This window comes from Acinetobacter sp. LipI_23 (assembly GCF_058243045.1).
In genome coordinates, this window is the sequence record NZ_JBZAYJ010000003.1 from 33,350 (window position 1) to 60,347 (window position 26,998).

17 protein-coding genes, 12 pseudogenes and 2 other annotated features are annotated in these 26,998 nt (G+C 38.0%); of the genes and pseudogenes, 12 read left to right on the plus strand and 17 right to left on the minus strand.

The features are described 5' to 3' along the window. Nucleotides 1-236 precede the first annotated feature (236 nt). Complete coding sequence (locus AC4CVD_RS17825; protein ID WP_000246756.1) at nucleotides 237-482, plus strand: type II toxin-antitoxin system RelB/DinJ family antitoxin; 246 nt, start codon at nucleotides 237-239, stop codon at nucleotides 480-482. Then, a complete protein-coding gene (locus AC4CVD_RS17830) occupies nucleotides 472-765 on the plus strand; it encodes a type II toxin-antitoxin system RelE family toxin (protein WP_000221358.1) in 294 nt (97 codons plus the stop codon). Before AC4CVD_RS17825 ends, AC4CVD_RS17830 begins: the two co-directional genes overlap by 11 nt. A 116-nt stretch (nucleotides 766-881) precedes the next feature. Here the strand turns inward: AC4CVD_RS17830 and AC4CVD_RS17835 are convergent, their stop codons facing one another. The 3 genes and pseudogenes from AC4CVD_RS17835 to AC4CVD_RS17845 all read right to left on the minus strand — a co-directional run. Then, a complete protein-coding gene (locus AC4CVD_RS17835) occupies nucleotides 882-2,213 on the minus strand; it encodes a basic amino acid/polyamine antiporter (protein ID WP_151982606.1) in 1,332 nt (443 codons plus the stop codon). A 5-nt stretch (nucleotides 2,214-2,218) separates the two neighbouring features. Next, nucleotides 2,219-3,013, minus strand: a pseudogene (locus AC4CVD_RS17840) (homocysteine S-methyltransferase family protein); the annotation flags it as partial. 30 nt (nucleotides 3,014-3,043) lie between these two features. After that, nucleotides 3,044-3,343 (minus strand): annotated as a pseudogene (locus AC4CVD_RS17845) (FKBP-type peptidyl-prolyl cis-trans isomerase N-terminal domain-containing protein); the annotation flags it as partial. Between the two features lie 11 nt (nucleotides 3,344-3,354). On the opposite strand from AC4CVD_RS17845, the pseudogene AC4CVD_RS17850 reads away from it, so the two are divergent. Beyond that, a pseudogene (locus AC4CVD_RS17850) lies at nucleotides 3,355-3,570 on the plus strand (hypothetical protein); the annotation flags it as partial. On the opposite strand, the pseudogene AC4CVD_RS17855 reads toward AC4CVD_RS17850, so the two are convergent. After that, nucleotides 3,556-5,726 (minus strand): annotated as a pseudogene (locus tag AC4CVD_RS17855) (P-loop NTPase family protein). The pseudogenes AC4CVD_RS17850 and AC4CVD_RS17855 sit on opposite strands and share 15 nt — an antisense overlap. A 76-nt stretch (nucleotides 5,727-5,802) precedes the next feature. Beyond that, nucleotides 5,803-6,060, minus strand: a pseudogene (locus AC4CVD_RS17860) (arsenate reductase/protein-tyrosine-phosphatase family protein); the annotation flags it as partial. On the opposite strand from AC4CVD_RS17860, the pseudogene AC4CVD_RS17865 reads away from it, so the two are divergent. Then, nucleotides 6,046-6,238 (plus strand): annotated as a pseudogene (locus tag AC4CVD_RS17865) (GlxA family transcriptional regulator); the annotation flags it as partial. The pseudogenes AC4CVD_RS17860 and AC4CVD_RS17865 sit on opposite strands and share 15 nt — an antisense overlap. 54 nt (nucleotides 6,239-6,292) lie before the next feature. Here AC4CVD_RS17865 and AC4CVD_RS17870 read toward each other — a convergent pair. Both AC4CVD_RS17870 and AC4CVD_RS17875 read right to left on the minus strand, forming a co-directional pair. Next, a pseudogene (locus AC4CVD_RS17870) lies at nucleotides 6,293-6,622 on the minus strand (polysaccharide biosynthesis/export family protein); the annotation flags it as partial. A 163-nt stretch (nucleotides 6,623-6,785) separates the two neighbouring features. Beyond that, nucleotides 6,786-7,420, minus strand: a pseudogene (locus tag AC4CVD_RS17875) (polysaccharide biosynthesis/export family protein); the annotation flags it as partial. Nucleotides 7,421-7,573: 153 nt separating this feature from the next. Between AC4CVD_RS17875 and AC4CVD_RS17880 the strand changes: the two are divergent. The 3 genes from AC4CVD_RS17880 (at nucleotide 7,574) to AC4CVD_RS17890 (ending at nucleotide 9,502) form a co-directional block, all read left to right on the plus strand. Beyond that, nucleotides 7,574-8,664, plus strand: a protein-coding gene (locus AC4CVD_RS17880) for an IS4-like element ISAba1 family transposase (protein WP_100607965.1) whose coding sequence is annotated in 2 segments (ribosomal slippage) — nucleotides 7,574-8,114 and nucleotides 8,114-8,664 — 1,092 coding nt in all. Because the reading frame shifts where the segments join, the coding sequence is not laid out codon by codon here. 8 nt (nucleotides 8,665-8,672) lie between these two features. After that, nucleotides 8,673-8,969: an IS630 transposase-related protein gene (locus AC4CVD_RS17885; protein WP_490753609.1), complete on the plus strand. Its 297-nt coding sequence runs from the start codon at nucleotides 8,673-8,675 to the stop codon at nucleotides 8,967-8,969. Nucleotides 8,970-9,013: 44 nt separating this feature from the next. Further along, nucleotides 9,014-9,502, plus strand: coding sequence for a transposase (locus AC4CVD_RS17890; RefSeq protein ID WP_490753591.1), 489 nt, complete (start codon nucleotides 9,014-9,016; stop codon nucleotides 9,500-9,502). Nucleotides 9,503-9,721: 219 nt separating this feature from the next. Here AC4CVD_RS17890 and AC4CVD_RS17895 read toward each other — a convergent pair whose 3' ends face one another. From AC4CVD_RS17895 to AC4CVD_RS17910, 4 genes are read right to left on the minus strand one after another with little or no spacing between them, the layout of a single operon-like run. Then, on the minus strand, nucleotides 9,722-10,744 hold the full coding sequence (locus AC4CVD_RS17895; protein ID WP_490753593.1) for a Csu type fimbrial protein: 1,023 nt from the start codon (nucleotides 10,742-10,744) through the stop codon (nucleotides 9,722-9,724). Then, on the minus strand, nucleotides 10,744-13,206 hold the full coding sequence (locus tag AC4CVD_RS17900) for a fimbria/pilus outer membrane usher protein (protein ID WP_490753595.1): 2,463 nt from the start codon (nucleotides 13,204-13,206) through the stop codon (nucleotides 10,744-10,746). Before AC4CVD_RS17900 ends, AC4CVD_RS17895 begins: the two co-directional genes overlap by 1 nt. Continuing rightward, on the minus strand, nucleotides 13,157-13,918 hold the full coding sequence (locus AC4CVD_RS17905) for a fimbrial biogenesis chaperone (RefSeq protein WP_490753596.1): 762 nt from the start codon (nucleotides 13,916-13,918) through the stop codon (nucleotides 13,157-13,159). The genes AC4CVD_RS17900 and AC4CVD_RS17905 overlap by 50 nt, the downstream gene beginning before the upstream one ends. A gap of 5 nt (nucleotides 13,919-13,923) precedes the next feature. Then, nucleotides 13,924-14,454, minus strand: coding sequence for a spore coat protein U domain-containing protein (locus AC4CVD_RS17910; RefSeq protein ID WP_490753598.1), 531 nt, complete (start codon nucleotides 14,452-14,454; stop codon nucleotides 13,924-13,926). 951 nt (nucleotides 14,455-15,405) lie between these two features. Here AC4CVD_RS17910 and AC4CVD_RS17915 point away from each other — a divergent pair. Beyond that, nucleotides 15,406-16,535 (plus strand): IS3-like element ISAcsp5 family transposase gene (locus AC4CVD_RS17915; protein WP_100607972.1). Its coding sequence is split into 2 segments (ribosomal slippage): nucleotides 15,406-15,658 and nucleotides 15,658-16,535, totalling 1,131 coding nucleotides; the frame shifts between segments, so codons are not numbered across the junction. A 102-nt stretch (nucleotides 16,536-16,637) separates the two neighbouring features. On the opposite strand, the gene AC4CVD_RS17920 is transcribed toward AC4CVD_RS17915, so the two are convergent. The 3 genes and pseudogenes from AC4CVD_RS17920 to AC4CVD_RS17930 all read right to left on the minus strand — a co-directional run. Continuing rightward, a complete protein-coding gene (locus AC4CVD_RS17920; RefSeq protein ID WP_015060294.1) occupies nucleotides 16,638-17,573 on the minus strand; it encodes a hypothetical protein in 936 nt (311 codons plus the stop codon). Nucleotides 17,574-17,644: 71 nt separating this feature from the next. After that, nucleotides 17,645-17,983, minus strand: a complete 339-nt coding sequence (locus AC4CVD_RS17925) for a DUF192 domain-containing protein (RefSeq protein ID WP_015060295.1) — start codon at nucleotides 17,981-17,983, stop codon at nucleotides 17,645-17,647. Between the two features lie 116 nt (nucleotides 17,984-18,099). Beyond that, nucleotides 18,100-18,513: pseudogene (locus AC4CVD_RS17930) on the minus strand (DUF4113 domain-containing protein); the annotation flags it as partial. A gap of 39 nt (nucleotides 18,514-18,552) precedes the next feature. Here AC4CVD_RS17930 and AC4CVD_RS17935 point away from each other — a divergent pair. Together AC4CVD_RS17935 and AC4CVD_RS17940 are read left to right on the plus strand one after the other, a co-directional pair. Continuing rightward, a pseudogene (locus tag AC4CVD_RS17935) lies at nucleotides 18,553-19,262 on the plus strand (IS3 family transposase); the annotation flags it as partial. Further along, nucleotides 18,828-18,944: a sequence feature (AL1L pseudoknot), on the plus strand. Its footprint overlaps the pseudogene before it by 117 nt. A gap of 84 nt (nucleotides 19,263-19,346) precedes the next feature. Beyond that, a protein-coding gene (locus AC4CVD_RS17940; RefSeq protein WP_290344405.1) for an IS3 family transposase occupies nucleotides 19,347-20,476 on the plus strand; the annotation gives its coding sequence in 2 pieces (ribosomal slippage) (nucleotides 19,347-19,599 and nucleotides 19,599-20,476; 1,131 coding nt in all). Between the two features lie 70 nt (nucleotides 20,477-20,546). Here the strand turns inward: AC4CVD_RS17940 and AC4CVD_RS17945 are convergent. The 3 genes and pseudogenes from AC4CVD_RS17945 to AC4CVD_RS17955 form a co-directional block, all read right to left on the minus strand. Continuing rightward, a pseudogene (locus tag AC4CVD_RS17945) lies at nucleotides 20,547-20,900 on the minus strand (ATP-binding protein); the annotation flags it as partial. A gap of 196 nt (nucleotides 20,901-21,096) precedes the next feature. Beyond that, nucleotides 21,097-22,122, minus strand: a pseudogene (locus AC4CVD_RS17950) (IS3 family transposase). Continuing rightward, nucleotides 21,731-21,847: a sequence feature (AL1L pseudoknot), on the minus strand. Its footprint overlaps the pseudogene before it by 117 nt. Nucleotides 22,123-22,986: 864 nt before the next feature. Continuing rightward, a complete protein-coding gene (locus AC4CVD_RS17955; RefSeq protein ID WP_004637173.1) occupies nucleotides 22,987-24,159 on the minus strand; it encodes a replication initiation protein in 1,173 nt (390 codons plus the stop codon). Nucleotides 24,160-25,072: 913 nt separating this feature from the next. On the opposite strand from AC4CVD_RS17955, the gene AC4CVD_RS17960 reads away from it, so the two are divergent. Together AC4CVD_RS17960 and AC4CVD_RS17965 are read left to right on the plus strand one after the other, a co-directional pair. Then, nucleotides 25,073-25,849 carry a ParA family protein gene (locus AC4CVD_RS17960; RefSeq protein ID WP_058952656.1) on the plus strand — a complete coding sequence of 259 codons (777 nt, stop codon included), beginning with the start codon at nucleotides 25,073-25,075 and terminating at the stop codon, nucleotides 25,847-25,849. A gap of 18 nt (nucleotides 25,850-25,867) precedes the next feature. Then, nucleotides 25,868-26,767, plus strand: a complete 900-nt coding sequence (locus AC4CVD_RS17965; protein ID WP_110975735.1) for a ParB/RepB/Spo0J family partition protein — start codon at nucleotides 25,868-25,870, stop codon at nucleotides 26,765-26,767. Nucleotides 26,768-26,998 lie beyond the last annotated feature (231 nt).

Sequence of the window (26,998 nt, forward strand, 5' to 3'; positions counted from 1 at the left end):
AAGCAACAAAGTATTGATATACAGTTTTTGGCGGTAGATCCAACTGGCAAGAATCTCACGGATGATCCATCTACATGGAAACAGGTGTCTTTTAATTTGACATAAAATCTCTTATTCGAAATCTGAATTTTCCACTAAATATCCACCCATTTAACATAATGGTTGTTATGCGAAGTCGACTTGTAATGCAATTTGCATTACACTATTCCTAGTACATTAAACACTTGGGAAATATGATGGCTACTGTTAACTTCAGGGTTGATGAAGCCCTTAAAGAAAAATCTTATTCAATCCTTAAAGAGCAAGGTATTGCACCTACGGATTTCTTCACTAGTATTCTTGAGTATGTTGCTACGACTGGGAAACTGCCCGTCAAAAAAGCTTTGCTTTCGGAAGAAGATGAAGAATTATTAGCTCTTGTCCGTAAGCGCATTAACGATCCTAAAGAGATGTTTGAGGAAGTCACACTAGATGACTTATAAGCTTTTACGTCACAAGGACTTTACAGCAGAATGGGAAAAACTCCCTGTTGCTATACGAGATCAATTTAAAAAGAAACTAGCTAAAGTCATAGAGCAGCCACATATTCCAAAGAACATGCTTAGAGGCGATCTTGCAGGTTGCTATAAAATCAAATTATTAAAAGCTGGTGTCCGACTTGTCTATCAAGTTAAAGATGATCAGGTAGTTATCCTGCTCATTACCGTCGGAAAACGAGCTGATAGCATAGTTTATGACGAAGCGAAAAAGCGAATTAAAGACTAAAAATGGGAGCTTATAGCTCCCATTTCTGTGTTATTCCCCAATTAAAATGTCTATTCTGCCTTCGTATAACGTGTATTATGTTAATTTAGAAAATTTATAAATCATCTTCATTTAAGTTATTTATCAAGACTTGAGATTGAACGTTTTAAGGAGAAACGGCTGTAGAAAAAAATCAATAATCCTAATGCATAAAAAATACCAGATAACAGAAGTAATGAAAATCCAGCAGCATACAACAACCAGACTGCATACATTGTTGCAATACTTGCAATGACAATATGTTTTGTCCGTTTATTGCGAATCGATTCTTTTAAGTAAAAAGCAGAAACTAAAAAGTATGGCAATAAGATCATAACTGATGAAATTAACAATAATTGTGTGTAATTTTTATTGAAAAAACAAACGGCAATCAATGATAGTTGTACGACAATAGACGTTAGCCATAGAGAGGCAATTGGCACACTATTTTGGTTAGTTTTCAAAAATATTTTTGGGAAAGCCCCATTTTTTGCAGCTAGATAAGGAATCTCTGTTGCAAAAAGTGTCCAGCTTAAATATGAAGATGAAACAGAAATAATCAGACCAAGTGTAATCACGAAAGTACCAGGAATACCGATCAATTGCCCTAAAATAGTTGCCATTGATGGATTATGCATACCTGCGATTTCACTACGGATATTTATGCCATAAGCCAGTACTGTCACCATCACATAAAAAGCCAGTGCCAGCAATACACCAAGCAGCGTTGCTTTTCCAATGTCATTTCGCTTTTTAGCACGAGAGGAAAGTACAACCGCACCTTCAATTCCTGTAAATACCCAGAGTGTAATCAGCATGACATCACGTACTTGTTGCCATACGGGCATTTGAAGTGAAGTATCCAAGAAATTCAGTTTGAATAATTCGAGTTTAAATGCGACAAATGAAAAAATAATAAAAATAACCAATGGAATAATCTTGGCAATGGTTGCCATAAGATTGACCAGTGCGGCTTCTTTGATACCACGGCTGACCAACCAATGGACGAGCCAGACAAATAGAGATGAACCAATTAGAGCGTAAAGTGTATTGCCTTCGCCAAAGTAGATGTGTTCAGGTGTATCTGTAAACATACCTACGGCTGAAAATGCGATGACGACATAACCGACAATGCCGATCGTGGTACATAACCAGTAACCCCAAGCGGAACAAAAACCAATCAGATCACCAAATCCTTCACGGGCGTAGTTATAAATTCCACCGTCAAGATCTGGTCGTTGTCGTGTTAAATAAAGCAGGGAGAAGGCCAAAAAAATAATACCAATGCCTGTAATCAGCCATGCAAAAAGCAAGGCTGATCCATTGGCTACAGCAGCCATATTTTGTGGCAAACTAAACACACCAGAACCGACCATAGAGCTAAACACGAGTGCGGTTAAGGATAGCAAGCCAATTTTAGAAGTTGACATAAAAATTATTCTTGAAAAAACTGAGAAAGTTTCTGAATGTGTTCAGGACCTATGCCACAGCAGCCACCAATCATGGATGCACCAGCGTGTTGCCACTGTTTTGCAAATGTTAGATAAGCATCTGGATCTAGATCTTTACGAACTTCATCCAAACCATCATTGGCTGTTGCTTCACTGTTTTGTGGTGGAAAGGCATTTGCATAAGCACCAATTTTGACACCAGACGGAAGTAGGCTACGGATTTTTTGATCTGCATTTTTATGACTTCTGGCTGACAGCAATTGGGTAAATAAACGTTGCATTTGCACCGAGTTCATGTACAATCTTGAAGCTTGACTGGATATTGCTTCACCAGAACGTAAGCTTTGCTTTAGTTGAGCTTGCTTCGTCTTATTAATAAATGATACCCAAAATTCACGTCCGTCTTTTGCCACAGTAACTGTGAATCGTTCTAACTTCTGCGAGGCAAGATTGTGTTTCTGCAAGCCAAAAGTCAAGTCTGGAGAGAGTGCTCCAATAATTGGTTTTGCTAAACTTGCTTTAGATTGATCAATCAGTTCTGCACGATCAAGAACCGAATAAATAAGACAGCCTGTTGAATATTGGCCACTTTCTTGGACCGCGAGCTGGCTTGATGGGTGGCAATTGCGCTTTACCTTCCGTGACTTCACGTCAAAACGTTCCTGACCTATGGTGGTACCACAGGCATAATCTATTGGTGTTAATGAACTGTCACCAGCACGAATGAAGTCCAAATTACTTCTTTTACCAATTTCTGGTGCCTCTGTTAGTGCCAGAGCAGACCATTCTGGTTGTCTAAAGGGAGCACCTCTACGTGCAAGTTCGCGTCCGAATCCGCCATAGGCTTGTTTTAATTCTTCTTCGCTATAGGCAGGTTGGCTACGAGCATGACCGGCACGGACACCCGTTACAAAACTGTTAATATCGAGTTCTGGTGGAGTTTGATGAGCAACCTCATAACCCAGTGCATAGCTAATTTTTTCTACGGCAGATGCATTTTTTGAAACTTGGGCTTCGGCTGAAGCTGGGTGTTGAGATGCATAATAAACGGGAACAAGTGCAGCACCGCCTAGAATAACAGCTACAGCAATGGGTAAGGCTTTACTCATGTGAAACCAGCATCTTTACCAAGCAAATTAAAGACCTTGTATCTGATGAGGAATATCGTCAACTTCAGCAAGATCTTTTGGTACAGCCTGATAGAGTGACCTAAAAGAATGGCGGTGGTATTCGCAAAGTACGTTGTCTCAAGGTAAAAAGGGAAAAGTGGTTCTGATTTTTATTGGGTCACCGAGAATATATAAATGATCAGATCTTTTTCTTATTGGCTTATCCAATATGCATAGGCATAATTATAGCCATAGCCATAACCTGCACTTGAACGCTGAATATCATTCAAGATCACGCCATTGACCTTGACGCCAGCCTGTTCAAAGCGATTGACCGTTAATTCCAGTTCTTTCATTTGAGTCTGTGCATAACGTGCAATCAACAAATTCACACCTGCATGTTGCGAGATGATAATCCCGTCAGTCACTGCAAGAATAGGTGAAGTATCAATCAGGATATGATCATATTGACTGGATAACTGAGTTAGCATTTCCCCAAATAATGGAGTACTGAGTAACTCGGATGGATTCACCTGGACCAGCAGCTACATTGATTCGAATTTTAGATGCTCACCCAAGCCTTATTTGAAAAAATTACTTAAAAAATGGGAGCTTAAGGCTCCCATTTTTATTTCGTATAAGGTGTATTATGTTAATTTTAGAAAATCTTAATCTTTAACTAACATAATCTTCAGTTGATATCACTTGCATATGCAAATTCAAAAGCGGCCAAATGTTGCATGGACAGACCAGCAGTCTGATTAACGCCATTAAATTCCAAGTCTAGTCGCACAAGCATCATGAATAACTTTTACCTTATAACCAAAATCAGAAGCAGCACGAACAGCAGCATCAACACACTTCTGGTGCAGGACCAGAAATCATCACAATATTGTTCCGTGCATTGCTCAAGGCAAAGTGAATGGCAGTACGCATACTACGCAAACTCTCAATCGCAATATCATCACTGTTTTTAACCGCCAGGATAGGAATATATTTTTTCTTCTTGGCCAGCTTGATATAGCCATTTTGGACAGGCGAGCGAGGTACTGTTGCATATACCGGCAAATCTAGTTCATTTTCAATTTGACTGGAATCTTTAATGCCTGAACGTAGCATGTTGCGTAGCAGTGCCAGCAAGGTACCCAGGAAACCGCCCAAGAAGATGGATAAAATCAGGATTTGCATTTTGTGGTTATCGACTACACGCACATTACCAATTTCACCAGTGCTGATAAGAGTTTAACAGTGTCACTAATAAAGCTGATTTTGACATAGCGGTTCCTTTACTTAACTTATATTGGTTTTGTTCTGCTTAGGATTTTAAAGAAGTGGAAAGAGCTGCTGTTTCACTTCAACTTCACGGAACAGTTGTAAGTATCGGCGTTGCAGGTCTGGTAGCTGCTTTAAAGTACCTTCCAGCTCGTTAATTCTTTTGTTGATGGCAGCCAGTTGTGCATTCATCTGCTGCATCACTGGATGTTCATTGGTGTATTTGGCAGAAGCCTCAGCGACTTGTAGCATTTGCTGTGCTTTTTGGGTTTCCAGGCTAATACTTTGAGTCAGATACAGTTCCGACTCTTTGGTGACATCGACCGTATTGAATTGCTGACGGAAAGTATTGAATTCTCGCTCAGCTACATCCAGTTGCTGGCGCAATTCAGGTAACTGTTCATCCAGAAACTTAAGCGTTTGGGCTGTTTCTGCAGAACGACGTTCACCTAATCCAGCTTTAAGCTTAGGAATACGGACATGGCCTAATACCCCGGTCATTTTGCCTTTTTCTGCCACCGAGTAATTGGCTCAGGATCAGTACCGTGTTGACCACCAGTTTTGCGAACAAGATAGGGTGCATTGAACTGGTCCTGGGTATAAATGGCAACTTTCCACTGACCATGTTCAGACTGCAATTCACTAGGCTGATTTAATGGGGCAGAGAAGACCACTTGTTCTGTGGCCGGATCGGTTAAAGTGTATTTACCCTGCTGAAAGTCAAGACGTAAATTCTTGTCATTGAAATAAGCAGGCACTTCAAACTGACGGATATCAAAGGATTTAGCATTGTCTTTAAAAAGAACAGATGTTTTATTGTATTCGCTTTGATAGTCATGCGGTGACAATAAACGGTTCGTAAAGCTGTTTTCAGTTCCAGCAATTGGGTCAATTAAAAAAGTCGTATCAGCATAGGTTACTTTAATAGTTGCATTGCGAATTTCTGTATATGCGTAACTTTAGAAGTATCTCGCTGAACCACCTTATCACGCATATAAATGGACTGACGCCATTGCCAGAGAGAGTGCAATAATAGAGCTACTTAAAATTTTATTCATGCCAGATCCAATCATTTAGTCATACAATGCGCAATCATAATCCACTGGGCAATGAGTGAAAAAAATAATTCTTTTAAGTCTATCGTATCTTCAGTATTGCTATTTTGGCTCATAATCTTGATTTCAAATTTAAATATATTTTTTCCAGTCAGCAATACAGCTCTGTATTAACTGGCAGGTATCATCAAATACAGCTTGGTCATGCTGATAAGGGTCAGCGATATTCCTGGCTTGCCAGTGCCCCAAACGGAAGGTTTTACCTTTGGCAAAAGGCCAGGTCTGTTCTATATGTTTTTGTTGGTTTTGACTCATCACCAGAACCAGATCAGCCTGTTTAATCATCTCGGCATTCAGCTTTCGAGCGACATGCGGGTACTTATCAATGCCCTAAATTGTGCATATCAGACTGGAATTTTCATTGTAGGGTTATGCTATGGAACTTATGCATTGGCATATGCAGGGCTGATTGACCATGTAAAAGCAGCTACGCTGACTGGATGGCTGAACAAGTATTTTAGTGAACGATTTCCGGCAGGTTCAGCTTGATAATGACGCCCTGTATGTATAGGACCAAAGGATCGTAACCTCTGCTGGAACAGGCGCATACGTTTAATCTGCATTATTGCCCCAAACGATCCAGGTTATAAAGTGCATTCGAGAACGGAATCACTTGGTTCACGACACGTTGCCAGCGTGCCAGACCTGAAGCATCGACATAGACAATATCATTGCTGCGCATCTTGAACTGGTTGGCCAGGCCGAAGTCGGCAATACTGCTCAGGTCCATGTGATAAACTTCGGTGTGTACAGCATTTGACTGGCTGCGCACGATATAAATTTTGCTGCGGCTGGCAGAGAGTGGATTTAGACCCAAACTTTCACCTAATACATCACTTAAACTCATCCCCTGATCGCGCAGTGGCAAGGACTGGTTATCACCCATAACATAAAAGATTGTTAACCGAGCTTTCAGGTTTTAATAATAGGTCCCGTGTCATTTAGAAAAAAATTTCGTGATATGGCAAGCCCTCAGGCATGGAGAAAAGCTTTTGGGATCATTAATGAGTAATCCGGCCCATTTAACATAATGGTGGTTATACGAAGTACATAGACATTTTGCCCTGTTGTGCATTGACACCACCGGCCATGCCCAAGGCCGTATAGACACTTACCGGCTGATCGCTTAAATAAAACTGACCACCTTTGATGACATTGCCCTGAACGGAGTAGCGCTGACCCTGATAGGACAGAACCCGTACAATGACATCCGGAGTTTTTAAATAACGGGCCAACTGACTGCGCAACTCACGGTTGACTTGGGTCAGGGATTTGCCCGCAGCCTTGTAGCGGCCAATAATTGGAAATTGAATATAGCCCTGTGAGTCAATCTGATAACCGTTAGCCTGAGCAGACTGGTCACTACTAATAGTCGTGCTAGGCGGGGTCATTTCCGGATAGGCCCATAAATAGATGGACAGGATATCACCCGGACTCAGACTGTAGCTACGATGCGGGGTGCTAAACAAATGGGCATAGTCTTGTTGAATGTTTTGTCCAGCAGGCTGAACAGTCAGTTTAATCACAGGTGCCTAACTTGAGTGAGTTTAATCACATTGACCGACGTGCCGAGTTCGGTTTGATAAACACCTTCTGCTGGTAGGTCATAAGTTTGCAGACCAGAGGTCACTGCGCAGCCGGTCAAAGTGAGGCCGCAAGTCAGTAAAAAAGCCAGTTGAATTTGTCGCACATGAAATCCCGTTTTTAATATTTAATTCGTTAAATCTGCGATATTCTACCTGAGAACTTTGATTTTATTATAACAAAATGTACTCTGTACACGACAAAAATAGATAACTCATTGAAATAATGTCACAATAATTGTTTTCTAACGACGAATACTATGATACATCTCAATGAGTTATATCTTATCTTAAACAAATCTCTAAAATGGAACAAGTCACATTTAAAGTGCTTTGCGCTCATCATGCTTGTGATTATTTTAAAGCAAACATGTAATCTTTCTTCTGCATCTAAAGCCTTGCCCATCAAGTGCTTACCACAATCATTTTATCGACGTATGCAGCGCTTCTTTGCAGGTCAGTATTTTGATTATCGTCAAATTTCTCAGTTGATTTTCAATATGTTTTCATTCGACCAAGTGCAACTGACTTTAGATAGAACCAATTGGAAATGGGGAAAACGAAATATTAATATCCTGATGCTCGCAATCGTTTATCGTGGAATAGCGATACCTATCCTTTGGACATTGCTTAATAAACGTGGAAATTCAGATACGAAAGAGCGCATTGCTTTGATTCAACGCTTTATAGCCATTTTTGGTAAAGACCGTATTGTGAATGTGTTCGCAGACAGAGAGTTTATCGGTGAGCAGTGGTTTACATGGTTAATTGAACAAGACATCAACTTCTGCATTCGTGTTAAAAAAACTTCATTGTCACCAATCATTTAGGAAAGAATCATAAAATTAGTGATTTATTTCGCCATCTTAAAGTTGGTCAAATTGAATGTCGTAAACGACGGATTTTGGTTGGTCGGGTGAAACTATATATAAGTGCACTACAGTTAGAAAATGGAGAGCTTTTACTCGTCGTTTCTCCTCAGTTTAATGCCAATGCTATTCAGGATTATGCATTACGCTGGGAAATTGAAACCTTATTCAGTTGTCTCAAAGGACGCGGGTTTAATCTTGAAAATACGCGCTTGACAGACCCTAGACGAGTGAAAAAATTGATTGCGGTGTTAGCTATAAGCTTCTGTTGGTGTTACTTAACGGGTGAATGGCAACATGATCAAAAAAAAGCGATAAAAATAAAGAAGCATGGACGACTCTCAATGAGTTTATTTCGCTATGGTTTAGACTATGTTCAAATGGCGATTCAGCGTTTAATTGGTTTTGGGAAAAAAGAAGAGTTTAAGGAAATTTTGGCAATTTTAAGAAGGCAGAACCCTGATAGGATAAGGGTTCTGTGAAATTTGTCGTGTACAGTTTTAAAGACAAAGTCATAGAAATTATGACTAGAGATAAAATGTCGGTGCGAAAAGCAGCACAGCATTTTAACGTCTGTATACAGACGATTCAGAATTGGAAAAAGTCCACTGTAACTAAACCTATTCCTGGTCGCCCAGCTAAAATTAGCAAAGAGCAAATATTGAATGATGTTGAACAATATCCCGATGATTACATCAGTGAACGGGCAGAACGTTTTGGTGTCAGTACACATGCAGTATTTAATGCGCTACATGCTGCAGGAATATCGCGTAAAAAAAGACGTTAAAGCACCCTAAAGCAGATCAAAATCAACGTCGGCAATTTCAGAACTTGATTGAATGTTTAGAACAACAATTACCACTGGTTTATATCGATGAAAGTGGTTTTCAAAGCGAAAGTACGAGATCGCATAGTTATAGTCCTAAAGGAGCGCGAGCTGAAGCTGAATTTAACTGGCAGTTAAAAAATTGTAGCAATGCGATTGGCGCATTAATCGAAAATAGATTGCTTACAGTTGGAGTATTTGATTGTTCAGTGAATACCGAGGTATTTGAATGCTGGATTGAACAGGATTTATTGCCAAAGCTGAAAAAAACCAGTGTATTGATTATGGATAATGCCACCTTTCACAAAGGAACAAGGCTTCAGGAGTTGATATGTTGTGCAGGCCATTACATTGTGTGGCTTCCTAAATATAGCCCGGACTTAAATCCTATAGAAAAAATGTGGTCACGAGTAAAAATGATTCGCAATAAATTTAGAGTTAAAGATATTGATAAATTGTTTAAAGATTACTGTAATGATTTATTTAGTATTTAGCTATATAGGCAGGGCTAGTCTAAATTTAATTCTATCAAAATAAAAAAAGTTTCATACCAAAATTACAAAATACTGAAAATAATGAATATATTTTCTTTATTTTGAAAATTCGTATGAAACTTTATTGCTAAGTATGATTATTTATTACCTAGTATTTAACTTTATTACTCAAAAACACTATTGTTAGATGTGTTTTTTATGCTAGGGGAAAATAAGCAACTAATAATTCACATTGATAGTTACTGTATCAGAGTAATTATCTGGTCTAAAATCAGCGCTCGGTACAGTAACAAATACCTCGTGTGATTTGGGTGATCCGGTACCAATACCTGCCACACCATTTCCTGTACTAGTAGAGGTAGCAGTATTACCCCATATTTTCCCATTAAGGCCTGGTGCTGAACGTAGTTGGTAAGGTACTTTGTTAGTATTACTACCAGTACCACTCATAACCCCCGATCCAGCTTGGTTACCGTTGGATGGAGCTAAGCCAATCGTATAGGGGGCATCTTTTGTACAGGTTACGCCAATAGCATTACCGTTGCTACCAAGGATATTGGTATCACTTGCTGGACGGCTACCTAAGTTTACATCGTTCTTAGTAGTGATTTTACAACTATTAACTATAGTAGCTTGGACTATAAAAGGAAATCGGTTTCTGTCTAGTGTATTACCTGATGTACAATAAGTGAAGTTAGAAGAATCAGATTGTTTATAAGTTAGTGCAGTATGACCACCATTGAAGGTGTTGGTATAAACTCCTGGAGTGGCAAGAGCATTATTATAGTTTGGCAACAAGGCTATCTTTATGGGTACATCTATTGATATAGATGAGTTTGCAGGTATATCGTGTAAGGCAACATATTCTGAATTAACCCCAGTAGAAAGGGTACGAGTACCCCAAAGAGTTTGATCAGGCTTTAGCATAGTAAATGCTAAGCGAGGAGTATTAGTTCCACTATTTTTCATATAGCGTGGGTTAACCTCACTTGCAACATCGCCACCATCAACGGCAAGACAGATTGAGACGTATCTTCTACCAGCGCCATTACTACATTTATAATTCAAAGTCGCAGTAATACTTTCACTATCGACATTATCTGAAGTTAGGCTATTTCCAATATTTACAGCGCCTGCACTCATACTTGCACTACAAGTCGCTGCAGCATTTGCGTTGCCTACTGTTATCCAAAACGCACCTAACATCAAAAAAGGACTATAATACCACCGAAATAAATTCACTATTCTTCTACCTTCTGACAAGTAAATGGACCAATAAGCGGAATGCCATCACCTTGTTTTTGGTAATCAAAGCTGACTTGACAACTATCACCAGAGGGCGTGAGTACCTCTAGTACATTGTGATCATCTAACGTATCTAGGTAGACCTCACCGTCGAAGCCCACGATAGCTGATGGCAAGTGTTTCTGTGTCACTAGGCGTACTTGACTGCCAATAGCCAACGGTTGGTTCACACTATCTACTAGAATAATAGATGCTGAGCGTACCGGAACAAGTTTGAAACTGACTACTGTACCAGCGCGATCGGTTGGGGTTGCCTGAGCCGCTACCTTGTCGATACGCAGATCAGCAGGTAAGTCCATCGGATCAATGCCAATCTTATTATCTTGGTAAGCGTTTAGCGGCGATATCAATAGGAGGCCACGACTATTAGTGGTGCCGATAAGGTTGTTTTGTAATAGTACTGGCACATCTGCAATGCCATCAGTGGAGACCACGGCAAATCCATCGTTGATTTGGCGGGCGGCGAATAAGCCACCGCCCATCATGACTATTGAGCCTGTGCTACTGGCGTAAGTAGCGTAGTCACCATCGTAACTACTGACGCCCGCTTGTACTTGACCATAGCGGCCGAGATAATTTAGCTCAGCGAGTCCGCCACTGTTATTTTTACCATTTCCACCCTCACTGTGCCTAGCCTGAGCGCGCCATCCTAAACCACCGGCACTAGGAACTGATTGTGATACATCAGCAATAAAATCATCGCGACTATCTGTGTGCTGCACACTACTGTTAAACGAGATATTACGATCCAACGAAAATGAGGCGCCGATTGAGGCACTGCTATTCGCGGAATCATTGATATCTTGATTGAGGTTCACATTTAGGTTGAATCGTCGACCAAAAGATTTACTCCAATAGGCGCTGGCAAATTTTGCAGTGTCATCTTCAGCATAGTCCACCTCGTTATAACTCACTCCAAAACTACCTAAGGACTGAGTACTATAACCTGTTGAGATTTGATTGCTTTGACGTATGGCGCTTGATCCGTATTGAGTCGCCACATCACGATAATCGCCGCTGGTACCTAATGTATTAAGACCAATATTGAAGCGGTTATTGTTCCACAAATAGCTGCCACTATATTGCATACCGCTTTGGCCTTGGGTCTCACTGCCTGCTAATGAGGCAAACAAGACTCCCCCCGGACCGCCTAAGACCCATGTCCCACCAACGCCTGCATTAGCAAGATCTTTAGTCGCTTCGGCATGGGTCTCAGCGGTAAAGCGGTTATTCACCCCATAACGCCAGGTACCACTGACGGCAATATCGTTGCCGTAATCAAAAGATTTGATGCCATAGTTTTCACGTACGGTACCGAGCTCAATAGACCAATCAGAAAGCCCTGGCTGCAGCAAACGATGAGTATCATAAAGCGAGAAGTTAACGGTAGAGCTTTGACCTAACGCATCAGTTAATACCAGCTGAGCATTGCCTGCACCGCTGATGCTAGGGGCTGTATTTAACTCAAATGGGCCAGCAGGAACCTCACCACTATATTGTTTGAGGCCATTCACATAGAGCTCCACCGCAGAAGGTAGTGTTGCTGAACCAAAGAATGCAGGGAGTGGCGTAGTCGTCATATAAGGTTGCAAATCAAAATTGCTACCAATTTGTAGACCACCTAAGCGCGTAGACCGTGTCCATGATAGCGCGCCCGTGAGGATATCACCCGCACGTACGGTTATGAGTTTGTCTGGAAAGGACTGGCTCCAACTGGTATCTAAACGAATAGTACGACTGTCCCAATCACGGTTTTTATTACCGTTATCAACACTGTTATTAGAAAATCTATTGCCTGTGGTTAGTGCAGTTGAGCTTAAAACACCATTAGCATTAAAGGCGCGCACTTCGGTAAAGGCGCTTAGACTGGTTGAGTTATTCTCTGACTGTGAACCATAGAAGTTATAATTTAATAATACCCCAGGCGATGAGCTAGCTTGAGTGCGTCGGCTATCACGATTATTTAAAACCGTAGTGTTTAGGTTGAGAGTGCTTAAGGGAGCAACGATAGCGACGGATTGCATACGAGCGTTATAGTCGACCTTGATATTGGCAAAGCTATTTAGCGGTACTGGGTCTGTAGTTCCAGGAGGCACGATAAAGCCAAGCTGCTGTAATACGGCAATACTCGCCCACAGTTGACCATCACGATAGTCAAAATGAGCTAAGCCTGCACTAGCGCCATTGAGAGTCACGTCTAGATATAAATCCAAGCCATGCGTCTGACTCGCATCCTCATCGAGGTCGAGTTGGGTAAATCTAGTATCTGGCAGGCTGACAGGAGTAGGTGCAGGAATAGGAGTTACAGCATAACTGACAGAAATAACAACACTTTGCAGAAGAATTAGTTTAGCGAGTGGGACTGTCCAACGTAACGTCTTGAGTTGTGTCAGTTCCATTAATCATCACCTTAATTTTACCGCTATTTTTTAATTCATTTGGCGGTACTTTGAGGGTCCATTGCATGGTTGCACCCGGTAACACATAACCCAGTAAGCCCGGTGTTATTTCAATATTTTTGCCAGCGGCATCATCAATGCTGAGTTTGGCCAATTGCGCACGCCCATCACCACTATTGCTAACACGCATAACAACCTGATTACCACCCGGTTGCACAGTGTACTTCCATTGCAGCTTTGGAGAGGTTTGTTTAACCCCTATAGGCTGGACAAATACCGGTAGTGAATAACTTAACGCAAACTGTATACCTGTCTTTTCTTCAGTAGATTGAACTGGTATTTCATCAATCGATAGTCGATAAGCGTCTTCTACAGCGCCCACACCACTTGGTGGAGCGGAGGCACGGATAACTCGAATAAGTTGTTTTTCACCCGGTTGTAGTTTAATCATTGGCGGACTGGCCAATAATCCTCGTGATGCGGTGAGTTGATCGCCTTCTTCATTCTGAGACCAGTGGTACACACGCACTTGCGCGTTTACCACACTGTCACCAGTATTACTTAGCGTCAGGCCACTGGCATTTTGTTTGGCTTGCAAGCTGAGAGAAATGGGAGAGACCTGAAGACCACTCGCCATTGCAATACCGCTAGACAACAGCAAACCAGATAAAATACCGTGTATCGCAACACGGCGTATCCAGAGACTTAACATTCAGATTAGAAAGTTACTGAAACATTTACAGTATCTTTATAGGCACCAGGTGTAACGTCTGCAGAATCAGTTACAGTGGCATAAACGGTGGTAGCAATACCAGTTGCATAGTTAGCAGCAGCGGCGGTTGTTACTGTATTAGTGCCAACGTTATTGCCCCAAGCAGTACCACCAGTACCACCAGTACCAGAAGTCAATTTATAAGCAACTTTTTCAGAATTTGGACCGATCAAATTACCAAGACCAGTAGTACCTGAAGTTGAAACAGGTGTAAGTGCAATAATAGCAGCAGAGCCTACAGAACAATTTGTAGTAATGGTTGTAGAACCTGTAACACTGCCAGGTATCAGTTGTGCTTCACCCGCTGCAATATTACCAAGACTGATATCGGCAGTAGCGCCCGTTACTACTGCACAGACCTCATCAACTGTTAGTAAAACATCAAACTGATCAGTTGTAATAGGTGCTGCATTAGCAACAGTTAAAGAACCAGCAGTAAGTAGGGCAGCAGTAAGTAGGGATTTATTAAATTTCATGGTGTTCCTCTTAAATATGTAAATTATATTTATAAATCATTAACTTTGTTAACACATTATAAATCATTAACTTTGTTAACACATTATAAATCATTAACTTTGTTAACACATTATTACATAAGTATACTAGTAAGTCCAATATAAGCAGATGAATGGCTCTTTTAGTAGTACGAGCGGTCAATTTCATCTTTATAGAACTAAAATAATAAATAAAATATTTGGTGGTATTCTAAAAATTACGCTGATTACGCCAATCTCAACTTATCGTAGGCTTTTGATTTTTATAGAATTTAAAATTCTAGGTGGTGTTCTAAAAAGTATGCTGGCGGTAAAAGTCAATAAGAAATCTATGATAAGTTCTCTGATTCTATAGGGCTTTCAAGGCTTCAAAAATTGTTCAAATTTTAATCAGCATACTTTTTGACACAGCACCAAATTCTAATTGTTTTAACTGAAATTTTAAAAAATAAGTAAACCAATACCTTAGAAAAATAAGTTGAGAGTGGGGTCTGATTATAAAAGTTAACAAGAAATCTAAGCTAAGTCTTATATTAAAAAATAAGCAATTATAATCTATATTTGTTGAATAAAATGAACACTATGTACCTAAAACCCTGATTTACACATCAAATTATTTATGATTTGCCATCATAGATAGGTTAGTGCCATAGTTGTTCACTGAACGTTCTGGACAGTTGTACTGTACAGTCTTTAAAAACGTACTTGAACACTAGGTGAATAATGAACATATCGGTGACAAATATATGAGAGTAATAAAGTTTCATCCTTTGTTATGCATAAGCATTTGTTTTTATTGGTTCCAAAATTATATTGTATTTATTAAAGTATCATACTATAGGCAGTGATGTGGTTCTAGGATTTTAGACCACGTCTATAAGTGATAATCTACTCCCCAATAAGCATGGGAAATGCTTGTTTTTGGAGTCAACCATGACACGAAGAAAACGTCGTAATCATTCAGCAGAGTTTAAAGTTAAAGTTGCTCTCGCAGCAATTAAAGGCGACCACACACTCGCTGAACTTTCTACTCAATTCGATTTACATCAAAACCAAATCATCGATTGGAAAAATCAACTGCTTGAGCAATCAGTCAATATTTTTTCACGACCAACAGCACAACAAGAACCAGAGATTGACCTCAAAGCTCTACATGCCAAGATAGGACATCAGGCATTGCAAATTGATTTTTTAGAAGGTGCGCTCAGAAAAATAGGGCAGCTGAGCGGCAAAAAATGATCGATAAGACCCATCAACTTTCGGTACGACAACAATCGCAATTGATTCAAATCAATCGCAGTACGTTGTATTACAAGCCCAAAGAGATTTCATCAACTGATTTGAGTTGGATGCGTCTAATCGATGAAATTCATCTCGACTACCCCTTTATGGGCAGTCGAATGATACGAGATATGCTACAGCGTCAAGGACATCAAATAGGTCGGCGTAAAGTCCGACGTTTAATGCGCTTGATGGGAATACATGCCTTGTATCCAAAACCCAATACCAGTAAGCCTAATCTTGCACACCGTATTTTCCCATATCTGTTGAAAAACATGGTCATCGATCACTCTAATCAAGTCTGGTGTACAGATATCACGTACATTCCTATGGCTAAAGGCTTTGTCTATCTGTGTGCAATTATAGATTGGCATAGTCGTAAAGTACTGGCTCATCGAGTATCGATCAGTATGGAAACAGACTTTTGCATAGATGCGTTGCAAGAAGCAATTGTGAAATATGGTTGTCCTGAGGTGTTTAATACAGACCAAGGCAGTCAATTCACAAGCGAGGCATTTTTGAATGAGTTAAAATTGCGAAATATCCGTATCAGTATGGATGGGAAAGGACGATGGATGGATAATGTGATGATTGAGCGTTTATGGCGCAGCGTGAAGCATGAGGAAGTCTATTTGAAGGCTTACGATACGGTTAAACAAGCGAAACAATCAATTGCTGAATATTTGGATTTTTATAACATGATACGTCCTCATTCAAGTTTGAATAAGGCAACACCGGATGAATTTTATGATCAACATTTACTAAAAGTAATGGCAGCATAATTTAAATATTTAGAGCGGATTTATCACTTATAAAACTGAATTGAGTGGTCTAATTAACGGAACCACATTAGGATAAGGCGCAATACTGTGCTTTAGTGCCCTTTAAAAATCCTTAATTTTCTGAGCGGGCATACCTAATTTAAACATCCTATTAAGCTCAAAAATTGCATATTTTAAATCTTTTTCAGGTATATGCTTAACATCAAAATATTCAATTTGGCCAAATCTCGCTTTATATAATGCAATTCGTTCTATTCTGTGTCGTTGCATCTGCACTGTTGACGACATAATTCGATCCATTAAATAGAATAAGTAATACGATGTGATCTGCATACTGTCTTTAATCATAAATCCATGATTTTTTGTACTTTTATAGTCATATAGTGTTTCATCAATACAAATATCTGCATCTATCCCCCCTAGTGCAACACGGATATTTGCAGAATATCTGGGATTGTATGTGATCAGACTATCAGGCTTAATAAGACCATTCTTAATGAATACATTATCAAAATTTTTGACTAGGGAAGATATATCTTCGTAAACCACGTTCTCCGTTGGTTTTAGTATGTCTTTCTTTGTTGCTACTGGTAGAAATCCAGATCGCCATAGATTTTCTAATTTAGCCAAAAGAATAATTCCACCAATAAATTCTTCATTTAGTTCTAAATCGTTTGATTTATTAGCTAGTAGAAAATCTATGTGATTTTGAATTTTTTTATACAATACCAAAATGCTTTTATTTTTAGTTTCCTCTAGAAAGCTGATAATTTTAGGTTGCTCAAATTCCTTAGCACTCAATTCAGTATTCGTGTAGTACGCACAAATTATTTTAGATAAGTAGTCAAATGCTGTACCAACCAAGCCTGAATCATAACTACTCGTTAATTTATGTTCACTCATAACTTCATAATTAGTAAAAGGAGGAATACCACTGTAAGTTTTGAAATCTTTTTTTTGGGGTGCGACACTTTTTATAATTTCTTTTACTTCCTTGCACTTAGGATCTGAAGATTTCAGTATCGACATTAAAGACATATTTTATACTCTTTATCCATATAGTTACTATTCAAACAATTTTAAAGATACTAAAGACTAGATTGAAAAATCTAAGTTTTTATTCTTTCTAATGCAAATTGAATCTTTTCTTTGGGGCAGTACTGCTTTTGGGAAAATTTTTCCATTACAGCCGACCCAATAATTTTTTTATCTGCATTAAAGAAAAATATCTCTAACTCATAAGGTACATTGACCATATTAAAACAGGTATAAATCGGCTTTTTCCACGTAAAGACTAAAGGCTTTAATGAAGGATTTTCTTTAAAACCTATTTCTTGATCATGCTCCCTATATAGGTACAGAGCCGTTAATTTTTTTCCATTAAAGCTAAACGTCTTTACTTCTTTATCTTGATCAAAGTAAGGGTTATAAACCTGTTTAAAGGCCATAACAGACACTACTATTAAAAGAGCTATAAACGCTGCATATTTTAATTTCAATTCCTGTTATTCCTTTTAGCCAGGTGGCAAGTCACATGCAAAAAAATTATCTTAGTCATGACTAATTATTTAACACTCATAAGTTGATCCCATTTAAAGTAATTGGGAGACAGCTTATTACGTGACATATTCCAATTTCTATCAGGTAGCATACTGGCACCTAATCCTATTTTTCTCTTACCAAATTTATTCTGTATATCATCGAGTGAATCCATAAGTTTATTACTTGATTCTATCTTGTTCATGTCCGTGAATAAGTCATAAATATGAGTGGCTTTAGGTTCAAGACAAGTGAGGATAACTCCACATTTTTTAAATCCAATATTCTTCTGGTATAGCTGATCAACCATTGAGGTAGCAATTTTAGAAAGTAATAAACTATTGTCTGATGGATCGGGTAAAGCGTAAGACAAAGATTTATTATAAAAAGGCTCAGAAGTATCAAATGGATTAGATTGAACAAAACTATGAACCGTACCGGGTTTGTCGGAGAGTCAATATTCTGAGAGACTATCCCGATGACAAAATTAAAATATACCCCTGAAATCAGAGAAAGAGCGGTTCAATTATTGATTGAATCTGAAAAAGATTATCCTTCTACTTGGGCTGCAATCACAGCAATTGCGCCTAAGATTGGTTGTACTCCTGAAACACTTCGTGCCTGGCATCAAAAGCATTTAGATCAGCAAAATCCTATTAAAGTACAACAGATATCTGATCAAGAAAAAATGAAGCAAATGGAACGTGAAATTAAAGAATTAAAGCGTGCCAATGAAATTCTACGTAAAGCAGCCGCTTTTTTCGCCCAGGCGGAGCTCGACCGCCCACACAAATAATGGTGGATTTTATCCATAACAATAAGGCGTTATATGGTGTTGAGGCGATTTGTAGAATTTTACCGATCGCACCTTCAACCTATTACCGGACTCTAGATCTCTGTGAAAATCCAGAACATCGAGCAAAGCGAGATTTACATGACTTGCATCATGCTGAGGAGATTAAACGAATTTGGAAGGAAAGTTCAGGTCGATATGGTGTACGTAAAGTCTGGCAAAAACTGAAACGTGAAGGCTATATTATTGCGCGCTGTACAGTTGCTCGATTGATGCAAAAGCTAGGAATACAAGGTGTTTGGCGTGGTAAGAATAAACAGACCACCCGTAGCCGAGATGACCAAAAACGAGCAGATGATTTAGTGAAACGTAATTTTAGTGCTGATCGACCTGATGTGGTTCTAGGATTTTAGACCACGTCTATAAGTGATAATCTACTCCCCAATAAGCATGGGAAATGCTTGTTTTTGGAGTCAACCATGACACGAAGAAAACGTCGTAATCATTCAGCAGAGTTTAAAGTTAAAGTTGCTCTCGCAGCAATTAAAGGCGACCACACACTCGCTGAACTTTCTACTCAATTCGATTTACATCAAAACCAAATCATCGATTGGAAAAATCAACTGCTTGAGCAATCAATCAATATTTTTTCACGACCAACAGCACAACAAGAACCTGAGATTGACCTCAAAGCTTTACATGCCAAGATAGGACATCAGGCATTGCAAATTGATTTTTTAGAAGGTGCGCTCAGAAAAATAGGGCAGCTGAGCGGCAAAAAATGATCGATAAGACCCATCAACTTTCGGTACGACAACAATCGCAATTGATTCAAATCAATCGCAGTACGTTGTATTACAAGCCCAAAGAGATTTCATCAACTGATTTGAGTTTGATGCGTCTAATCGATGAAATTCATCTCGACTACCCATTTATGGGCAGTCGAATGATACGAGATATGCTACAGCGTCAAGGGCATCAAATAGGTCGGCGTAAAGTCCGACGTTTAATGCGCTTGATGGGAATACATGCTTTGTATCCAAAACCCAATACCAGTAAGCCTAATCTTGCACACCGTATTTTCCCATATCTGTTGAAAAACATGGTCATCGATCACTCTAATCAAGTCTGGTGTACAGATATCACGTACATTCCTATGGCTAAAGGCTTTGTCTATCTGTGTGCAATTATAGATTGGCATAGTCGTAAAGTACTGGCTCATCGAGTATCGATCAGTATGGAAACAGACTTTTGCATAGATGCGTTGCAAGAAGCAATTGTGAAATATGGTTGTCCAGAGGTATTTAATACAGACCAAGGCAGTCAATTCACAAGCGAGGCATTTTTGAATGAGTTAAAATTGCGAAATATCAGTATCAGTATGGATGGGAAAGGACGGTGGAGAGATAATGTGATGATTGAGCGGTTATGGCGCAGCTTGAAGCATGAGGAAGTCTATTTGAAGGCTTACGATACGGTTAAACAAGCGAAACAATCAATTGCTGAATATTTGGATTTTTATAACACGATACGTCCTCATTCAAGTTTGAATAAGGCAACACCGGATGAATTTTATGATCAACATTTACTAAAAGTAATGGCAGCATAATTTAAATATTTAGAGCGGATTTATCACTTATAAAACTGAATTGAGTGGTCTAATTAACGGAACCACATTAATATAAATCGATATAATCCCGAACATATAAAGAGTCGACCACTTTCTCAAAATTGGTAACATGTTGTATTTCATCTAAAAAAACATAGTTTTTTTTACTTTTATCAACTTTGGACAATACATAATCATGTAGTTTACGGTAATCGGTGAGTTCTTCAAATTCCATAAATTCGAAGTTGATGGCAATGATGTTTTCGGCTTGTACACCCTGTGCTTTTAGGTCTTGTTGAAACATCGCCAATAAGGTGGATTTTCCAGAGCGACGTACACCTGAAAGTACTTTAATGACATCACGGTCTTGCCATGTATTCAGAAATTTTAAGTAGCCATCACGTCGAATATTAGCGCTTCTCATTATTTACACTTAGAATCTAAAGTTTTAATAAATTCTATCAAATTTTAGAACGTATATGTAAATATATTTAATTTTAGAAAAAGTTTAAAGGTTAAGTGAAACATTCAAAGCTACTGTAGAAGCATGTAAACAGCAGATCTGATCAAAATCCAAATTCTGAACCGTACCGGGTTTGTCGGAGACTTTTTTATTTAAGTTAGGCCACCTGACCTAACGGGTTAATCTTATCATAGTACATTGCTTCAAACTCAAAAGGCGATACATAACCCAGTGCACTGTGTACACGCTTTTTATTGAACCAATCTACCCAGTTTAGTGTCGCAAGTTGTACATCCGCTAAACCTTGCCAATCTGCTTTTAAATATTCAATCACCTCTGTTTTGTATAAGCCATTCACCGTTTCAGCCAGAGCATTATCGTATAAATCACCAGTTGTACCGACTGATGCTCGTAAATTTGCAGCTTCTAAACGATTGGTATAGCGAATAGAAAAATATTGAACACCTCTATCGGAATGATGAATCACATTCTTTGGCATGCCTCGATCGTGCAATGCTTGCTCAAGTGCATCGAGCACCATATCTGTATTCATCCGTGTAGATACTTTCCATCCAACAATTGCTCGTGAGAACACATCAATAATAAAGGCGGTATAGACCCAGCCTGAATGAGTTTGAATATAGGTAAAGTCACCCACCTGAGAAGCATTGCTTCGCAAGGGTCAGGATGATCAGCATTAAAATTACGTTTCACTAAATCATCTGCCCGTTTTTGGTCATCTCGGTTACGGGTGGTTTGTCAGCGAGATCTAAAGTTCGGTAATAGGTTGAAGCTGCGATCGGTAAAATCCTACAAATCGCATCAACACCATATCGATCTTTATTGTTATGGATAAAATCCACCATTATTTGTATGGGCGGTCGAGCTCCGCCTGGGCGAAAAAAGCGGCTGCTTTACGTAGAATTTCATTGGCACGCTTTAATTCTTTAATTTCACGTTCCATTTGCTTCATTTTTTCTTGATCAGATATCTGTTGTACTTTAATAGGATTTAGCTGATCTAAATGCTTTTGATGCCAGGCACGAAGTGTTTCAGGAGTACAACCGATCTTAGGCGCAATTGCTGTGATCGCAGCCCAAGTAGAAGGATAATCTTTTTCAGATTCAATCAATAATTGAACAGCTCTTTCTCTGATTTCAGGGGTATATTTTAATTTTGTCATCGGGATAGTCTCTCAGAATATTGACTCTCCGACAAACCCGGTACGGTTCACTTTATTATCTTAGAACTCTCTAATGATAATAAGTTTTTTAAACAGTAGAATGGCTATCTAAACGTTGAGCATAAATTTGCTGATGTCTTGGATGCTGAAGATCTATCAACCTCTGTGCCAGAAAGAAAATCTCAAACCTGAAATCATGAGAAATGTAGTAGACAAGGATAAGTTCCCTCAGCAGTTGCCACATAAGGTAGAATAGAAAAAGGTTACCGACCTTTAATGTCAAGGTGAATATGAAAACGTATTCACCAATCTGATGATGAAGGCTAGGCAGGCAATCGAGAAGTTCTACACAGATGGTAGTTTATAGCTATCCTGCCTGATAATAATTTATTGACACAACTCCCCAAGAAGAATCAGGAAAAGCTCTAGACCTTTAGGAAGAAACGGTAGAATCTGGATTCTCCAAGAATCCCCCACAACATCTCATTTCTCTGCTCATAGCTCATTTGATAGCAACTTCACTATGGATGATCAATTAAGCTATTCACATCGAATTGAGTGTCAGTGAAATGGTTTTGGTTGGTGATTTTCTCATTTCTAAACCTGAGACCATCGGACTATCATGCAAAATGGACCACATACGGTCCATAAAAATTTAGAAGCAAAGTTCATTATAGGTATAGAAAAACCCCATAAACCAAAGGTTTATGGGGTTTAATAACTAGTGGGCCCAGACAGACTTGAACTGTCGACCAACGGATTATGAGTTCATAGGTCTATTAATTAGCTATCAAAATATAACCTAAACTGATATCAAGCTTATTTTACACATTATCGTAAACAGTGTAGCAAGTTGCTACACTGTCATATAACTTCTTTTCCAAATATTTCATTCAATCGTTTTCTATTTTCTTTTACAAAATTTGGATTATTTTTCAATTTATATTTCATTTCTTTCTTAAATTCACTCATTGAACTGCCAGCTACAGCAAAATCCATTTGGAACATAATATCATTAACTATCACATTTGCTTGAGATTCAGTTAAGCACCCTTCTGTCTTAAACCACTTACTAAACTGTTTATAATTTGGGTCGTTCGCATAGATGTACCAAGACCTTACGGTCATATCGAACTTCGCACCTAATTCTTTAACAAGCGCATTATCATCAAAATTGACATCTAAATAGATTTGAGTCTTATCATTAGTATTAGATACAACAACTTCCGTGGCATGCCTATTAAGAATTTTAAATCGAACTCCGACAATAGGTCGACCTTTCTTGATGGTATCGTATTCTAATTGAAGACTAGTCCTTTCATTAATTTCTTCAATAATTTTGTCTAAAACGTATCGTCTAAAATCAACCCAACGATCGTATTTTTTCTCCCCAATATCAATTAATGCTTTGATATTCTCAAGTGAAAGTTCAACCTCATAAGAATCTTGATTAGCATACTTAAATTCATTTTTGATAAAGTATGAATACAAACTCATACTGGTGACAGAGTCCAAAGCAAATAAATCTTTCAATTGATAGGTTGTAAAATTTCCATTTGCTAAACGAGTAAAATATGGAAGTACTTCACTGGTGAAACGTATCTGCAAAGCATTTTTAGCATCATCTTCCCAACGGAGTTCACGAATAATTGGTACTACTGAGTGTACTTTTTTAACTTTACGCTTATTATCATCCACGGACTCTTCAATTACAAAATGGGCTACTCGTGATGATAATTCTTTATAAATACGATCAATAGCAACATTAATGGAATTCTTTTTATCTAATCCTAATAGTTCGCCTAAATCATCTTTATGCAAATAAATATAAGTTTGCTCTGTAATTTCACGATCTTGATTATTCTTCTCACCATAATTCGCAACAGCCATCGCATAAAGTAGAGCTTTATACTCATTAGATGATAATTCAATTGGTCTAATCAGACGGTTACTAGTGCTGACTACTCCATTATGTCGAATATTACCAATACAATAAGGTAGATGTTCTAATTCTTCTGGTTCGTTGTGATTGCTCATAAGTGGAAAGATTAAAATATTTTCTACATGTTATACACAAAAGTGGAAGAAGATGCAAACCGCTCACTATTTTCTCTTCCTTACATTAAATTAACTCAGTTTATGCCCATCAAACACCTTAAGAGTGGAAGAAGTGTCACTATTAAAGTGCAATTTTGATACTATTTAGTCTTATGGTGGAATTAATATATAATTAAACACTTTTAAGTGACAATTCTTCCACCTTTGATAATTCATCCGTGTCGCTAAAGCAATCAATTTGAAAATAGGAATAGCCTACAGCACCACTAAAGTGGAATTAATCAACACACATTCCACTGTTAAAGTGACAAGCCTTCCACCATTCCGATATTCTTGACTATTAAACATCATGTTATCCATTAAATTTTATACAAATAGTTTATCCACAGAATAAAAAACATCTAATGACAAGTCTTCCACCTTTATTTCAATAAAAACAAACTTATCAACATCACAAGCAGTTGAATTGTTTTGTTTTAAATTAAAAAATCCACATTAAAATAAATCACAATGACAAGTCTTCCACCATAGTGACAAACCTTCCACTTATCGGTGACAGACCTTCCACTAATTAGTGACAAACCTTCCACTTATAGGTGACAGGGCTTCCACTTATCAATGACAGGCCTTCCACTTATTAGTGACACGCCTTCCACTTTAAGAATCCTATCTATTTGATTTTAAAGAAATAAAATTTGTCTAATTATAATTAACTAATTAATACTAATTAATACTAATTAAAATTAGCTAGCTATATTTTTAAAAAAAGTTAAGAAATGTTTTTTCCACATCTTTTGAATTCAAAAGATAAAAATATGACAAAGGAACTGTAGCAAGTTGCTACAAATATCTTTATATTAAATGAAATCAAAGTAAATTCCTTAAGACAAATATGTCAACTAAAATTATTGCTGTAGCTAATCATAAAGGTGGTTGCGGGAAAACAACTACTGTAGTACATCTTGCTTCAGAACTTGCTGAATTAGGAAATAAGGTCTTAGTAATTGATCTGGATCCACAAGCAAATGCAAGTTTACATATAGGATTAAGACACCCTAGCGAAGTTGAAACTACATCAGCGGAATTACTCATTGGTGATATAAGTCTATTATCGGAAGCATTAGAAGAAGAAACAAAGTTTAAAAATGTTTCCTTAATATATGGCTCATTAACTCTTGGTAAAACTGAAGATCAATTGAAAGATGATGCACCAAGACCAACCGAGGAACTTTCAAATAAATTGAAAATTCTAGAAGGATTATATGACTACATTCTTATTGATTGCCCTCCGAGTTTAAAATTATTAACCAGCAATGCTTTAGCCGCTTCGACACATGTTATTGTTCCAATCGAATCTGGTTCACAATACGGTCTCTATGGTGTTACTGATTTAATTAATCATTTAAGTAAAATTAGAAGAGTTAACCCTGAATTAGAACTCTTAGGTGCTTTATTAATTAAACATGATGAGCGTCAGAATGTATGTAAATTAATAAAAAATGAAGCATTTAATCAAGTTGGAGAATTATTGCATACCACAATTCCGATGAGCACTAAAGTTAATCAAGCTGCAATTTTGCAACAACCTTTATTATCTGTTGATAAAAACTCAAAAGTTCGAAAAGCTTTTGAAACTTTAGCACAAGAAATTGTTCAGCGTGTCAAATAATATAATTCTGGAAATACTATGGTAAGTAATAAAGAGATATTGGCTAAACGTCTTCAGCAAAATACTCAAAAGCATCAACATGCCCAAAAAGAGCATATTAATGATGTCAAAGAGCTAAGACGTAATGTACAAATTACAGATATTCAGGCTAGCCCTAACCAGCCTCGAAAACTCTTTAATCAACAAGATATTGAAGATTTAGCAGCATCAATTGAGGAAATTGGGCTATTACAACCAATTGCAGTTCGTAGAATAAATGATAAATATGAGTTGATTGCTGGTGAAAGACGATTGAAAGCCCACCAATTTCTCAATAAGAACACCATTGAAGTAATCATTATTGATGCATCGGATGAAGAAGTTGCTTTATTAACATTAGCTGAAAATTTAAAGCGAGAAGATCTGACAGATTATGAAATATATGTTGGATTAAATTCTTTGGATGAAAAATTAAAAAAAAATAAGCAGAAGTTAGCAAAGTCATTAGGTATGAATCGTGAAGATATGTATAAATATTTATCTTTTGAAAAATTACCTGGAGAGTTGATTGAAGATTTGGAAAAACAGCCCTCATTATTAGCAAGGACCGCTGCTACAGCAGTGAAAAAGTTTCTATCAGATCATGATGAAAACAATGAAAATGCTAAAGAAGCATTATTCGAAGCATGGTCAAAATTGCTTAAAAAAGAAGTTGAACAGACAAAACTCGCATCACTAGCTGAAAAAATCTTTAAGTCAAGAGAAACGAAAGAAGTAATTCAAACTTCAATTGTACATAAAATTGAATATGATGGGAAAGTTGCTGGTAATATCAAATTTGACCATAATACATTAAAGGTATCTTTAAAAATCGGACAATTTGATGATCAAAATTTACAAGAATTAGAAGCTTTCCTAAGACGAATGTTAGAAAAATAAAGTAAAAAAATAGTGTAGCAATTTGCTACACTATTTTTTGCAATTAGGAAAATCTATATAAGTAGTCATAATAACATTTCCATAAATTTATCATGTAAATTGAATATTTAAAGCGTATTTTTCGACCATCTTAAGATGAGTCGATGCAATGCTTTGGCATAAGAAAAATTAAATAAAAAAAATTAATAAGTTTGGCATGCTGTAGTTTGGGCACAGTTATTTTGACGGGCT